Raw genomic sequence first — 13,411 nt, 5'->3', positions numbered from 1 at the left:
TTCACGCGGTAGCCGCTAATCATGCAGTCCTTTAAGTTGTACTCCATGTAGTTCTCCAGCGTGTCGCCGGTCTTCGTTAAGTGCAACTGAACCTGCTTGCCCTTACCCACACACGCTTCCTTGAACAAGTAAGGCGTGGTGTTATCCATGTACTTGGTGATACGCAGCTCGCTCACGTCCGCCGACGTCGCTTCACGATCTTTGCTCGTACCAACACGAGCCGTGATCCCACGCTGTACACCCCAATCCAATGACAATACATCAATCCAGTCTTCGTGACCTTTTGCCGTCGCTTCACCCTTGATGCCGTCGTAATTCATAAATATAGACATAGTTTTCTCCTGTTATTTAGTTTCCTTGGCTAGAGCCACTCATCTGACCAGCTCCATACAACCAACATATATTCTAATCAAAAAATCATCATATCTATAAAACATTTGAGATAATTTTTAGGTTTGTGAAATGCGTCACATAAAGTGAACCTAAACTCATCTTTAGTTAACAGGCTGAGCCACAATGAATAAAATATTGTGGTAATTAATAACAAAAACAAAGGAACGTTTTGACACAAGAACATACATGGATAAGCCGTTGCCACGTTAAGCAACAGGATGCTTCAGGACTAATAAAATACTACTCTGTTCAGGTTGCTTGCACCGCACGCGACACTGTCGAGCTGCACCAGCAATTAGCGAAACACCTGCTTGGTGAATCTCTGGAGTTACAATCCATCGAGTATTCACGCTTAATCCAGCAGCACCTTGATAAACTGGACTACTATGATCAACAGAGCGTATCTCTGGCAGCACAGGCCGCACAGCAGGGTTACGCTATTGGTGAGCTGCAACCTATTGAATCTCATAGTGAATCGCTAAATAGCGAGGGAACCTCATACCTGGAGATAGACTCGCTTTCGCTTCAATATCAACATGATCCTAAAAAACCATCATGGCAGCAACCATGGATCGACCCAGAGCTTAAGAACCTACTGTTTAAAAGTGACATTCGCACCTATTTATTAGTTGATGCAACCAGCCGCAACCGGATCACAACAACGTTTGATTTAGACGATTATGATGAAGTTAAGAAACAGTCACTCTACTCCGGGCAGCTGGCTCAAGAACTCAAGCAACAGGCTCCCTACGTTATAGATATTACCCTAACCGAAGAGCAGCTGGGCGACGATAATCTAGTACCAAAATTTCATCGTGACTTCTTCAGCAACCATTGGGGAAAAGGTACAGCCATCCTGCTGCATAGCCAGAATGACATCAATGATATTGTTTTTCATCTCAAAAAGTTCATTAAAATCCGAGATACTGATGGCAAGTGGTTCTATTTCCGCTTTTTCGACCCAAATATCATGAACCATTATTTACAATCTATCCAACGCTGGCCACAGCGAGTGAGCAAATGGTATGGCGCTAATGGCGACAAGCAGTTGATTCGAGCATATTTTTGTGAAGATGACGATGGTGGCGTTGCCAATAGCTATCACTTATCACAAGAACATCAGTTGAAGACCACAGGCAAAATTGAACTGACTACGGAAGAGTTTCGCCTGTTTGAGGACTACCGCTGGCAACAGAATAAAAAGTTGATAGAAAAAGAAATTAGACAAGACTTTCCATCGGAAGTCGAAAGCCTAAATAGAAACCAAATTAATAACTGGTGTGAACAAGGCAATGAAAAAGGCTACACCACACCACGCGCTTTATACGACTATTGCTACGCAGAGCTTATGGCACAGATCCATACTTTTGATCTGTCTCAAATTGAACAGTACCTATCAGAACAAAAGAACAGCCACTTAGAAAAATCAAAATTGCTCTACGAAAGCACCAAAGATGCTGTCGAACGTTATACCAAAGGAACAAAAGGATAAGGAATAAAACAATGCCACGCGAAAATTTATCATCCACGCAAGCAGCAAACGACCCAGTCGCACCTTGCGATCAAAGTATTATTCCAATTTTTCCAGTAAGGTTTGCTTTCAAACCTGATGTGTTAATGGAAATCGCCAACGAATACCGAAATACGAGCGCTGAAGACAATATGCATAATGAACACGATTACTGTCTTCGTCGAATTAGACAGGGCTTTGTTTATATTTTCGTTCCAAACTGTGTAGAAGACAAAGACTCCTGTAGCGATAGTAGAAAAGGCTACTGGCTGGTTTTTCGCTATCATACCAGCGCAGAAGATCAGAACTCCTGTGAAATTCGTACAGACACTGAGACACAAGGTAGCGGCCAATATACTTTTCAGATGTATAAATGGGTTGATGGAAATGCAGCTGGAAAATGGGAGCTGGACAGCTCCAGAATATATCCTTATGCCTTTGTTCCAGAAGCCACTACCCAGATTGAAATTGGATACAGTGAATTTCGTTGGCCAGCATACTTCTTTGAAGAAGCCGAAAGAAATCCTGCTTTTCGTGAAAACATATTAACGTCTGTTGACCTCAGTGCTGAACAAACTAATTTCTCGGCTCCAATGCGAGATCTCGACCAACATGTTGAAGAGTTTAAACCAACACTTGTCGACAAAATATCAGATTATTTGATATCACAAACAGGAATTGCACCTGAAGATAAAAAAACAGTCGCCTTTTGTGAACACAGTAAAACTAAAGGAAGAATCGTCGCTCTACATGACCCCATGGGAAGGCTACTAGATATTAATGCAACCACATTAGTGGTCAATAATACTCAAAGCAATTTCAATATGGAGTATCAATACCCATTAACCACAGCGAGAGCCGTCGATAAAATCAAGTCTCATCTAGATGAAAATTGGAACTGGTTTAAAGACATTTGGGGAGACAGGCCTGTTTCAGAAGAAACCAACCGATTAAGAGAAGATTTTGTAGATTTAAGTGATAATTTCTTCACAATGCAAGAGAATCTAGTCAAGCTGCACTCTAATACAATCGGCCATCAGCTAGCCTACTCCATAAAGAATCAAATTAGATACGCCCATAATAATGGTGTCAAAGGCAATGGTTCAGACTCAGACCTAGAAATTATCAATTATACAACCGCATTATTAAGTCAAGCTGTTACCGATCTTAATACATCCAAAGTTGGTTCAGACTATATAACAAAAATATTAAGCTCACCAAGTGCTAAAGCTATTTCTCAAGATTATGATGAAAACTTTAATCTATGGCACAAATTATCTGGTGTAGTGAAAACAGGTCTCGATAAAGGTCTTGCTATAGCAGAAAAAGCTTTTCAGCGCTTCGATATTATGTGTACCACCATGGGGCTTGAAATGGCCCAAGCCATGATAGTAGAAGGAAATGTGGCCATTCGTGAATCCTTTTCTTCGATGTATCGAATTGAAGAATGGAGCACAAGACCTTTAACTGCACAACAAATAGAAGATGTTATTGTGAATGGTCAAATGCCAAATGAAACCGTTATAACAGATTCGAGTCAATCTAGCAGGTACTCCAGAACAACGGTTTATGCTGGCAATAGAAGACTCGCACCGAGTAACACTGCTGTAGCTGAGCTAGATTTTATGTACATTAAGTTTAAAGATTACGAAATCCGCCCAGCGGCGGGTATTCGTGATCAAATGCCACAGTTTGGCTATTTAGAAACAGCCGCTAATGGACTAGGAGCTTTTTTAAACGCTGCGTCTATTATTGATTTATTAGACAAAAAAGACAAAGCACCAGCTGATGATGACATCTTTAGTAAAATTGGTGATAACTTCTGGGTCAATATTACCGTTGCTAGTATTAGTACTATTGATGACAGCTATAAAACAGGCCAAGCTTTCCTCCGCACCTCAGCAGGTCAGGCGGCTCGCTCAATGGTTTCAAGCAAATTATTCAGCCGCATAAATAACAATGCACTATTTCGCGCACAGAGTATCGCGCTACGTGCTTCACAATCCAGATCAATTGCTGTTGCCTCAAGTGTTGCAAAAGGGCTAGGTCGATTTGCAGGCATAGCCGGTGTATTGCTCAGCGCTTTACAGTCAGCATCCGGCTTTGCTCAAGATAAATATGCAAAAGGTTGGGGCAATGCGCTGGTAGCTATCGGTAGTGGCATATTGCTTGTGTTTGGCGCAACCATTGTCGGCGCCATCATTGGTGCGATTCTTATTGTACTCGGTATTTTAATTGAATATTTTGGAGCTCTGGATCCAATACAGGAATGGGCTAAAGAATCATTCTGGGGAAGTTCTACTTATTATTGGGGAGAAAATACAGAGAGAGAATCAATTGAAAACCAGATAGAAATTGCTAAAGCTCTTTCAGATCCTCATGATCCAAGTCATTCAAAAATAAAGAGCGAGTTAAAAAAGGAAATGGAAGCTTTTGATAAGTTATTCAATTTCCTTGCCGTTCTTCCTACAAAAAATAGAAAAGTAGCTAACTTTCAAGTATACCTTCCATACTTGGCAGAAAATGACTCTCTTAACGATGAGCTTAAGATCAATATCAGTATCGAGCACAACACCGATAGCTCCTGGTTTAATGATGACCTTGAAGATATTGCTTTTGCTTATGATATTAATTATCAAAAGAAGATCATCACTGTTGACTACAGTTCGTCACTACCTACATCTCCTGGTTATCTTAAAGAAGTGGAGGTTGAGATAGAGTACACACCAACTGGAAAAGAAACTATGGAAATAGAAAAGACCATATATCAACATGAATTACCCGATAGATTCTTATATCGCGGATTTTCACCAACCATAGATGACCATAAAACATACGGGTGGGCTATTTAGATGATAGATCTAAAAAAAATTTCACGCTGCTTTAGGTCAGCAAATAATTCAAAAGTTAAGATTAAGCGCTTTAACTTTATGTATCAACGGCTCAATATTTATTTAATTGGCGGAGCATTACTAGCTGCTTATGTTATCGCTAATATTACTGATGATAGTTACATCAAAGAAAGATACAGAGCATTAAATTTTAAAACTGATATTAGAGCCCAGTATGAATCAAAGAGGGAAACTTATGATTATCGTGGTTTGAAGATGCCAAATTTCGAGAAGTATTATTCTGAACAACTTCCCAGATATACCAAGGCTTTTCTTTTAATTGGTATATTTACCCTTACCACATTACTACCTTGGCTTATCTTTATAGTTTGGAGACAGGCAGCGCCTATCTGTTTCGATCGTAAACGTCAGTTAGTTTATACCTGGCATAAAGGAAAACTTTATGCCGCAAAACTCGACCAACTGCAAATCGAGCTTAAAGATAAAAGTACCCACCTTGAATTTAGTGGTGGCTGGGGGCCTATGGTTATCAGCCTCTATCCAGCAGGGGAAGTTTATGACTCATCTCAAAAGCTCAAGAAAGGCAAACGCATTGCCATCGGTACTTTTATTCCTCAATACAACTATCAAAATCACGCCTTAAAACCCTTTATTGAAAATTATATGGCAGGGTATCTGAATATCCCTAGTGATATTGAGCCAACGAAGAGCTGGCTTGAGTATGTCCCTAGAAAGCCAAAAGAATTACCTAGTGACGATATTTTGAATAAAGCGATTGATGAATGGCTAACCAAAGAATCAAATTAAGAGTTTAATGGTAAATATCAAAAAATTACGTCGCTGTTTTAGAGCTGCAAATAATTCTACAGTTAAGGCTAAGCGTTTTAACTTTATGTACCAACGCTTAAATATCTATTTAATTGGTGGAACATTATTAGCAGCATACGTTTACACAAATATATCTGATAGCTCCTACATAAAAAAAAGAAATTTAGTAACGTAGGATGGGTTAGCGACAGCGTAACCCATCAATCGAATGACACCGCCTCACAAGGAAAATCACAGCACTAAGTCACATGGTCAACTTACAGAGAATAATGACAACACAATGGTCATTGCGAGGACTGAAAAACACCGTCATTACGACAACCGAAAAAACCGTCATTGCGAACCTGCGAAGCAGGTGGTGACCGAAGGAAATGCCTGTGGTGCAATCTCTTTACAGCAAGACCTATAGAGATTGCTTCGCTAAAGCTCGCAATGACAAAACCAATGAAAAACACCAGCACGTCATTCCCGCACAGGCGACCAACGGAAGCGCCCGTGGTGCGGGAATCTCTAAAATAAATAGGAAAGAGTAAAACTATGATGTTCCTAGATCGCCTTAACGGCTCATTACGAAGAATCACCAGCGACAAAGTCAATATCAAACGTTATATGGTGCTCTTTCAGCGACTCAATATGTACCTTATCGGTGGCGCCCTCGCTATTCCCTTTATTGTCTATAATGTCTTTGATGACGAATATATTAAGAAAAGGAATGCAGCCATTTTTTTTAGTAATAGTATAAAAGCACAGTATGAATCAAAAAGGGAACTTTATGACTATAGAGGGGATCCTATGCCTGACTACGATAAGTATTACAAAGCACAAGCCCCTAGATATTATGACGACATAGCCTTTATCGGTATAACAACCCTTGGTACTCTACTCCCTTGGCTCTTTATTATCTTCGCTCGCCCCGGTGCGCCCGTGCAAGTCAACCGAGACAAACAACTGATTTACACATGGCATCGCGGTAAGCTCTACGCCGCCCGCCTCGACCAGCTCCAACCCAAATTCCCCGCCTCCATGGGCGGACTGGAGTTCGCCGGTGGCTGGGGACCGCTGGTGCTACACCTTTATCGCGCAGGCAAAGTCTACAATGACAAAAATGAGCTGGGCAAAGGCAAAAAGTTTAAAATCGGCCTCTATGTCCCCACCATCGACTGGGAAAACAAATTCGTCTACGAGTTTATCGAAAAATTCCTCAACAACGACGTCTCGCTATCCGATGACTACCAATCGCGCAAAGGCTGGCTCGAATACGCACCACGCAACCCCAAAGAATTGCCAAGTGACGAGATTCTGGATAAAGCGATTGATGAATGGATTGCTCAGGAAAAATAAGAGGAAAGCAACAGTAACGTAGGATGGGTTAGCGACAGCGTAACCCATCAATCGAATTACACCGCCTCACAAGGAAGGTCACAACACAAAGTCACATGGTCAACCTACAGAGAATAATGCAACGCAATCAAAGAAAATACCCGACCCGTCATTGCGAACCTGCGAAGCAGGTGGTGACCGAAGGAAATGCCTGTGGTGCAATCTCTTTACAGCAAGACCTATAGAGATTGCTTCGCTAAAGCTCGCAATGACAAAACCAATGAAAAACACCAGCACGTCATTCCCGCACAGGCGACCAACGGAAGCGCCCGTGGTGCGGGAATCTCTAAAATAAATAGGAAAGAGTAAAACTATGATGTTCCTAGACCGCCTTAACGGCTCATTAAGAAGAATCACCCACAATAAAGTCAATATCAAACGCTACATGGTGCTTTTTCAGCGTCTTAATATGTACCTTATCGGTGGCGCTCTGGCCGTACCCTTTATTGTCTACAACGTCTTTGATGATGAATATATAAAAAAGCGCAACTCAGCAATCTTCTTCAAAGAAGATATAAGGCAACAGTTTGCTGGTTTGAAAACCAGGTTTGAAAGTATGGGGGAAGATCCTGGAACATTTGAGCAATTTTACAAGGAGCAGAAACACCTTTACTATGACGACTTAGCCTTTATCGGTATAACAACCCTCGGTACCCTGCTCCCGTGGCTCTTTATCATCTTTGCTCGCCCCGGCGCACCGGTGCAAGTCAATCGCAAACGCCAACTGATTTACACATGGCATCGCGGTAAGCTCTACGCCGCCCGCCTCGACCAACTCCAGCCTAAATGCCCCGCTACCGCTGGCGGCTGGGAACTCTCTGGTGGCTGGGGGCCGTTAGTTCTGCACCTTTATCCTGCTGGCAAGGTCTACGATGAACAAGGCAAACTTAACAAAGGCAAGAAATTTAAAGTCGGACTTTACATACCCACCCTCGACTGGGAAAACAAACAATTGTTACGCTTTATTGAAGAATTCTTAAACGGCGAAACCTCATTACCCGAGAACTACCAAACTCGCAAAGGCTGGCTCGAATATGCGCCACGCAGCCCCAAAGAATTGCCAAGTGACGAGATTCTGGATAAAGCGATTGATGAATGGGCCAAACACAGCTTTTGGGGATCTTCACATGATTATTGGGGAATAGAAAGAGAGAGCCTGAACGTTTTAATTGAAAAAAGCCAAGCCTTATCAAAGCCAACCTCTAGCCTTCACGATGAGGTTAAGGCTAATTTTCATTTGGAGTTAGATAATTTTTCTAAACTTTTCGATAAATTTTCTGTACTTAAACCACAAAGTTCTCAACCAACGACTTTCCAACTCAACTTACCTAACCTTGATCCGACAAAAGGAACCGCTGTATTAGAAGTCGATATCGAGATTGAGTATTGGCTCGAGTCTTCTTATATTTTTGATGATAATATCACGCTTAGCAGGTTTAAATATGAACTTAACTACCAGGATGAAAAAGCAAATATAGACTTTAGTGACTTCTTACCACAGGGTCCTGGCTATATCAAAGAAATAATTATTAATGCTGAATACCAACAACAAGGGCAACCATCCATGGAAATAGATGATCATATACTTTATGAATATGAAGCACCAACCTCTATCCCAAGAGATAAGTTCGATATACAGAGGGGCGTACCGAGTACAATTGTTCATATGCCTCAATGGAGAATATAATGAGAAATAAAATCAATGACTTAAATCGTTGCCTTATTCCGAATGAGAACTCGGTCGATATAAAATCATTTAAGATTTTATTCTTCAGATCAAATCATATTTTACTCGGAATAGTTATATTAGTAGCTTTTTTGTATAGCTATTTTTCTGACAATGAATTTAAAAACTATATTAATAATTCAATCTTTTATGAAGAAACTATAAATAAAGCATATAACCTATATAAGGAAGTACTTATCAAAAATGGAGAATCTTATGAGGACTATTATCAACAAGAGCTCCCTGGATTTTATGATGACTTCTTAATTCTATTATTAATAGCGGGATTCATATTACTTCCTTGGCTTCTCTACCTTTTCTGGCCTCAGCGATGTCCTATTCGGGTCGACAAAAAGCGCGAGCTTATTTATACGTGGAGCTGGGGCAAGCTCTACGCTGCTCGCTTTGATAACCTCAACCCCAAGAAAAAAGATACCGCCCACTTTCTCGAAATGAAAGGCGGCTGGGGACCTTTAATCATTTCACTCTACCCTGCAGGCTCTAAGAAAGCCAAACGAGTATCTATCGGCTCCTATATTCCTAAATTTAACTACCAAAACCACCAACTGTTAAACTTTATTCGAAACTATCTGAATGGCTTCACCACAATACCAAATAATTTTAAACCTGAAAGTGGCTTCCTTGAAAAAACATTGATTAAAGACAGAAGCTTTCCAGAAGAAGAAAAACTGAAGAAAGCTCTTGATGAATGGTTAGCCAAAGAGTCGAGTTAGGCGCTAGATGGCGAATATAAACAAGATAACTCGCTGTTTTAGAGCAGTAAATAACTCAACAGTTAAAATTAAACGTTTTAACTTTATGTATCAACGGCTCAATATTTATTTAATTGGTGGAGCATTATTAGCAGCATATGTTATAGCGAATATATACGATCAAAACTATATAGAAGAACGAAATAAAGCTTTAAATTACAACGAAAGAATCGAGAAACACTATGACAAATTAAAAACTCGTTATGAATATTTAGGAGAAGAAATTGGTAACTACCAAGATTTCTATAAACAACAAATAAAACGATACTATGATAACTTCTGGCTCATAGGTATTTTTTCACTAGTTACAATCATGCCTTGGCTCATATTTATAACATGGAGACAGGCAGCACCTATCTGTTTCGATCGTAAGCGTCAATTGGTTTATACCTGGCACAAAGGAAAGCTTTATGCAGCAAAACTCGACCAACTGCAAATCGAGCTCAAAGATAAAAGTACCCACCTTGAATTTAGTGGCGGCTGGGGGCCTATGGTTATCAGTCTCTATCCAGCAGGCGAAGTTTATGACGCCTCTAAAAATCTCAAAAAAGGCAAACGCATTGCCATCGGTACTTTTATTCCTCAATACAACTATCAAAATCACGACTTAAAACCCTTTATTGAAAATTATATGGCAGGGTATCTCAATATCCCTAATTCCATCGAACCATCTAAGAGCTGGCTAGAATATGCACCTAGAAAACCAAAAGGATTTCCTAGTGACAATATTCTGAATAAAGCGATTGATGAGTGGCTAAAACAAGAAAAGGCCATCAATTGATGGCCTTTTCTATTAATCATAAATTGATTATTTATTTTCTGGAATTTTCGCAACTAAGCGAAGTGAGGTAGAAAGCTCTTCCAGTTGTAGCCATGGTTTTAGCCATGCTTTGGCGTGATAAGCACCTGGGTTTCCTGGTACTTCTTCTACTTCCACTTTTGCTTCCGCTAATGGGTAGCGTGCGCGAGAATCTTGACCCGCATCTTCATCGGCATTGACGTAGTTCAAGATCCAGCGGTTTAACCACGCTTCGCAATCTTCTGGCTCCATAAATGAACCAATCTTATCGCGCGCCATGACTTTTAAGTAGTGAGCGAAACGCGACGTTGCCATAATGTATGGTAGACGCGATGAAATTTCAGCGTTAGCGTTAGCTTCTGGTCGGTCGTACTTCTTAGGACGCTGCGTGGTATTCGAACCAAAGAACACAGCATAGTCCGTATTCTTATAATGACACAGTGGTAAGAAGCCAAGCTTGCTCAGCTCTGCTTCACGGCGGTCGGTAATACCCACTTCCGTAGGACACTGCATGTCCAGATCGCCATCGTCGCTTAAGAAGTTATGCATCGGTAATGAATCAACCTTACCTCCACCTTCTGCGCCTCGAATCGCTGTACACCAGCCATACTCAGTAAATGCTTGAGTCAGCTTACTACCAAGAACATACGAAGCATTCATCCAGCAGTAGTCAGAGTTTTGTGCGTTCTGTGCGATCTTGGTTTCAGGATCGACGTTCAATTCTTCATAATCGAACTCGTCGATAGGACGCGTCGCTTCACCGTAAGGTAAGCGCGCCAAAACACGTGGCGCCGTTAAGGTTACAAAGCGTGAATCTTCCGAGTCACGGAATCCGCGCCAGCGAGCATACTCTAGCGAGTCGAACACTTTTTCCAGATCACGAGGCTTTGATAACTCGGTCCAGTCATTGAAACCAAATAGTTCAGGTGAAGATGCTGAAATAAATGGCGCAAACGCTGCTGCCGAAGCATTAGATACCAGCTCTAAAGTTTCGATATCTTCAGGGTGATTCGTAAACTCATAGTCACCGATTAAGGCACCGTAAGGCTCACCACCGGCCGTACCGAACTCATTCTCATAAATTTTCTTAAACAGCTGACTCTGGTCAAACTCAACCGCTTTACTCAAGTCCTTAAACAACTCACGTTTCGAGATGTTTAACACTTTCAGTTTCATAGAAACCGAAGTATCTGTGTTCTGGACTAGATACTGTAATCCGCGCCAGGAGCCTTCCAGCTTCTGGAATTTGTCGTGACGCATAATTTGTGAAAGCTGTGTCGATAGCGCTTCATCAATCGATTTAATTGCTTCGCGGAATGTTACGGTCAGGTTTTTATTCCAGGTTACGGTGCCTTTCATTGCTTCCTGCGTGACAGTACGCAGTAACTCTTCCGCACGAGATGATTCCGTTTGTTTCGTTGCTGCAATCGCCTGTCCTAAGAGTCCTTCTGTCTCTTCAACAGCAACTTCTTGATTCTCTGCTAATTTAGTATCGGACATAATTACTCTCCTTTATCGTCGCCGGCCACTTCTAATGCTTTAGCCAGTTCATCCAGGTCATCAGTATTCTGCAATACTTTTTCCATGATTCCTTCAAGCTCCTCTGAGCGATCAATTTTAGTCATGAGATCACGTAATTGATTACGTGTATGCATCAACTTTTTCAAAGGCTCAACCTGATCGACAATCGACGCTGGCTCAAAGTCATCCATGGAATTGAATTCAAGATCAACCGCCATTTCTGAACCATCATTCTCTAAAGTGTTTTCAACTTTAAGTTTCAGGCCAGGAGACATATTACGCATCACTTCATTGATATTATCCTTATCAATTTGAACGAAACGTCTATCCTTTAATGGCTTTAAGGGCTTGGTTGAATCCCCGGTAAAATCACCCATGACACCAACGACAAAAGGTAATTCTTTCTCAAGGACTGCGCCATCCGTTTCCACATCATATGTAATGTGGACTCTTGGTTTACGTACTCTCTTCAGTCTATCGTGTATACTAGCCATTTCTTAATCCTCCATAGCCTATTTTCATCATTTAATTCTAGTCTTCGCTCTCTACAGGAATCCCTGAGAGCTTAAAATAGTTTTCCCGTGCATCATGATCCGGGATAAGTTGTTGCAGTAACTCTGGCAGTGATAACTGACTCCATTTCACCGTCTGATTGAGCATGTATGAGATGGGTGAGTGAGGTTCAGTTCTTCTGAAAAACATGGCAATCTCTTCCAGTTTATTCAGTGCCTGCTGCCTATCCTGTACAGCTTGATTTGCAGCCGGCGCTTTTGCTGTCTCGCCCTCTGCTTCTTCGCTCTCGTCGTCACTGACTTCTACCATTTCTGCCAACTTATCTTTCGCCAGATAGGTGATTGCTTCCTGACATTCCTCGAGTGCATTTTTGATGTTGGACGTCGGTTGCGGTAATTCTTCTGTCACCGCATCCAATGCCTCAACAAATTCCCGGTACACTTCCTGTGATTGCTTAACTTCTGCATCAAGTTGTTGATAAAACTGTCCGTTTGTAGCACTAACCGACTTGGTAATATCATTTAGGGTAACCGCCCCGGAGTCTAATCGCTTTTGCCTTTTTTCCGGATCATCGATTCTCTCGATCTGAAGGGCCTGCTCGTACTGCCAGATAACATAGTTATCTTCATGAGTGGTATTGGTTACTGCTACCGATTTGATCGGCATGATTAACGAACCATTACCGTCATACCCGTTTAAACCACTGATCGGAGAAACCCGGGTCGTTAATCCGTCTTCATCTTCAACGGGATATAGTCCCTCTTCCCAGTAACGCTTAATTAACTCCGCTGCCAGTTGATAACCTTTAATTAAACCTTCGAAGCCTTGTATTCGTGTTAATGCTTCAATTAACCAGGCAGCAACCTCAAGATCTTTTGTCTTTGTCTTCAGTGCTTCAACAGCCAACTCTGATAATTCAACCCAACCTTCGGCTATATCATCAAAATTATCCGGATCAACTAGCGCCTGGCGTTCTTCTTTACGCGCCGAATTACGGCAGTCACGTAATTTGTAATATACCGATTCAACACTGGCATCCAGGCGTAAATCTTCGCCACATGGCGACTCTTCTGAGATAGGCTGTAATAATTCTTCTACTTCAAACACGATAAACCT

The 13,411-nt window shown here is 41.4% G+C and carries 13 protein-coding genes; 9 read left to right on the top strand and 4 right to left on the bottom strand.

Translation table 11 applies throughout. The annotated features are described in order from the left end of the window. On the bottom strand, nt 1-332 hold a 332-nt coding region (locus tag H7708_RS07965; RefSeq protein WP_223669974.1), incomplete at its 3' end, for an Hcp family type VI secretion system effector. Between the two features lie 230 nt (nt 333-562). On the opposite strand from H7708_RS07965, the gene H7708_RS07960 reads away from it, so the two are divergent. From H7708_RS07960 to H7708_RS07920, 9 genes are all read left to right on the top strand, one after another. Next, on the top strand, nt 563-1,885 hold the full coding sequence (locus H7708_RS07960) for a DUF4123 domain-containing protein (protein ID WP_223669973.1): 1,323 nt from the start codon (nt 563-565) through the stop codon (nt 1,883-1,885). A gap of 11 nt (nt 1,886-1,896) precedes the next feature. Then, entirely contained in the window at nt 1,897-4,755 is a 2,859-nt protein-coding gene (locus H7708_RS07955; protein ID WP_223669972.1) for a toxin VasX, read from the top strand. After that, nucleotides 4,756-5,562, top strand: coding sequence for a hypothetical protein (locus H7708_RS07950; protein WP_223669971.1), 807 nt, complete (start codon nt 4,756-4,758; stop codon nt 5,560-5,562). A gap of 7 nt (nt 5,563-5,569) precedes the next feature. After that, on the top strand, nt 5,570-5,758 hold the full coding sequence (locus H7708_RS07945) for a hypothetical protein (protein WP_223669970.1): 189 nt from the start codon (nt 5,570-5,572) through the stop codon (nt 5,756-5,758). Between the two features lie 33 nt (nt 5,759-5,791). Further along, nucleotides 5,792-5,992 (top strand): hypothetical protein, encoded by a 201-nt coding sequence (locus tag H7708_RS07940; protein WP_223669969.1) that lies wholly within the window; start codon nt 5,792-5,794, stop codon nt 5,990-5,992. Nucleotides 5,993-6,120: 128 nt separating this feature from the next. Continuing rightward, on the top strand, nt 6,121-6,924 hold the full coding sequence (locus H7708_RS07935) for a hypothetical protein (protein ID WP_223669968.1): 804 nt from the start codon (nt 6,121-6,123) through the stop codon (nt 6,922-6,924). A 352-nt stretch (nt 6,925-7,276) separates the two neighbouring features. Beyond that, nucleotides 7,277-8,650, top strand: a complete 1,374-nt coding sequence (locus H7708_RS07930; protein ID WP_223669967.1) for a hypothetical protein — start codon at nt 7,277-7,279, stop codon at nt 8,648-8,650. Next, entirely contained in the window at nt 8,650-9,423 is a 774-nt protein-coding gene (locus tag H7708_RS07925) for a hypothetical protein (RefSeq protein WP_223669966.1), read from the top strand. Before H7708_RS07930 ends, H7708_RS07925 begins: the two co-directional genes overlap by 1 nt. 7 nt (nt 9,424-9,430) lie before the next feature. Further along, nucleotides 9,431-10,243 (top strand): hypothetical protein, encoded by an 813-nt coding sequence (locus H7708_RS07920; protein ID WP_223669965.1) that lies wholly within the window; start codon nt 9,431-9,433, stop codon nt 10,241-10,243. Nucleotides 10,244-10,270: 27 nt separating this feature from the next. On the opposite strand, the gene tssC is transcribed toward H7708_RS07920, so the two are convergent. Genes tssC through tssA form a run of 3 tightly spaced genes read right to left on the bottom strand, consistent with a single transcriptional unit; the run spans nt 10,271 to nt 13,402 of the window. Next, the gene (tssC, locus tag H7708_RS07915; protein WP_223669964.1) at nt 10,271-11,761 is read right to left on the bottom strand and encodes a type VI secretion system contractile sheath large subunit; all 1,491 of its coding nucleotides are present in this window, start codon (nt 11,759-11,761) and stop codon (nt 10,271-10,273) included. Between the two features lie 2 nt (nt 11,762-11,763). Continuing rightward, complete coding sequence (gene tssB / locus H7708_RS07910) at nt 11,764-12,276, bottom strand: type VI secretion system contractile sheath small subunit (protein WP_223669963.1); 513 nt, start codon at nt 12,274-12,276, stop codon at nt 11,764-11,766. 37 nt (nt 12,277-12,313) lie between these two features. Further along, nucleotides 12,314-13,402 (bottom strand): type VI secretion system protein TssA, encoded by a 1,089-nt coding sequence (gene tssA / locus H7708_RS07905; protein ID WP_223669962.1) that lies wholly within the window; start codon nt 13,400-13,402, stop codon nt 12,314-12,316. Nucleotides 13,403-13,411: the final 9 nt, after the last annotated feature.

The organism is Kangiella shandongensis, from assembly GCF_020005365.1.
Lineage (GTDB): Bacteria > Pseudomonadota > Gammaproteobacteria > Enterobacterales > Kangiellaceae > Kangiella > Kangiella shandongensis.
Note: the sequence above shows the minus strand (reverse complement) of the source record. Positions and strands in the feature narration are given on the sequence as shown.